This window comes from Streptomyces graminilatus (genome assembly GCF_001418565.1).
Taxonomy (GTDB): domain Bacteria; phylum Actinomycetota; class Actinomycetes; order Streptomycetales; family Streptomycetaceae; genus Streptomyces; species Streptomyces graminilatus.
Genome location: NZ_LIQQ01000753.1, coordinates 1 through 1,468, shown reverse-complemented (window position 1 = coordinate 1,468; position 1,468 = coordinate 1). Strand labels below are relative to the sequence as shown.

Sequence of the window (1,468 nt, the reverse complement as noted above, 5' to 3'; positions counted from 1 at the left end):
GGTCGCGGCCGTCGCCGGGGACCTCGTCGAACGGCTCGGGTGCGCGGTGCTGGCGGGAAGTTGGGCTGGGGTGTCCCGGCCGGGGATGTCCGCCCCGCCCGGCGCTCCAACTGTCGGCTCATCCGGCGGTCCCGAGGGGGCCGTGGACTCACCCGGCGCCCGGCGCTGTGCTCCACCCGATGGCGTGCCCGGCACCCCACCCACCGGCGCGCCCAGCCTCAACCTCACCGCCCGCGCGCCGAACAGTGCCGGAGTCGCCGCCCGGAGGGCCGACGCGGGCGCCCCCTCCGCCGACAGCTCGGCCAGTACCCTCGCCAGCGCCCGGGGCAACACCTGCCCCTCGACGACCAGTTGACGGTAGAGACCCTCCGCGAGGGCGATCGCGAACCCGTCCTCCACCGGGTACCGCATCGCCAGCACCGCGCACCCGAGCCGTTCGACGAGGTCCCCGGCGACGGCCCCGACCACGGCGCCCTCGGGACCGCCGGAAGCCCCGTTGCCCTCGCTCACCGGAGTCCCGGCCGCCGCCGACCAGCAGGACGACAGGGTGACCAGGGAGACATCGCGGGCGGTGCCGAGCAGGTCGACGAGTTCGGGGGCCCGGATCCGGTCGGGGCGCCCGGTATCGGTCTCCAGGAGCAGTTCGCCGGGGGTGCCGTGCCCGGAGACATGGATCAGGTCCCACCCGGCCGGCCGCGCCAGTACCGTACGCAGCCGCTCGCGTGTCACCCCGTACTGAAGGGTGTGCACCTCCACCGCCCGCCCGGAACGGGCCGCGTCCGTGAACAGCCGTGTCAGCGCGAGCCGTTCGCGCCGCAGGTTCAGCGCCCGGCTGCCCTCGGGCTGACTGAACAGCGCCAACACCCGTACTGGACGCCCCTTTTCACGCTCCCCGCCCTCGCGTCCCGCACCCCGCTGCGTCACCAGGGTCACGTCCTGGACGGCCAGTGGCCGCCCCCGCGCATGGGCCAGTTCCAGGGGTACGAACATCAGGCGCCGCGCGGCCGGTACGTCCCTCGGCACGACGACCCGTACGACCGCCGGTGCCGCCGCGAGCAGCGCGGGCGCGACGGGCCCGAGGACCTCCGTGCCGATCCAGGTGCCCACGTCCCGGACGATCTCCCGTTCCCGCGCCGCCCGTACGTCCGGGGCCGCGTGCCGGCGCAGATATCCGGGCAGGTCGAGGAAGGCCTCGTACTGTGGCCCGGCCGGGTCGAGACGCACCTCGTGCCGGGCGAGGACCCCGCCGTCGGGCCCGAACAGCACCCACCGCCAGCGGTCGGGCCCGACGAAGTCCTCGACGCACAGGGTCAGTTCGACCACGGGCTGGCCAGGACCACCGGCATGGCCGGACCCACCGGACCGGCTGGACCCACCGGACCAGCCGGGTTCGCTGAACCGACCGCCCTGCCCAGCCCCGCCGGGGTCACCAGCCCGACCGGCATCACCGGCCCCGCCGACCTCACCC

The 1,468-nt window shown here is 75.5% G+C and carries 1 protein-coding gene; it reads right to left on the bottom strand.

Annotation, left to right across the window (positions count from 1 at the left end; all coding sequences use genetic code 11):
- The coding region (locus AOK08_RS48615; protein ID WP_157877027.1) for a CHAT domain-containing protein at nt 1–1,323 on the bottom strand (1,323 nt) is incomplete at its 3' end.
- Between the last annotated feature and the right edge of the window lie 145 nt (nt 1,324–1,468).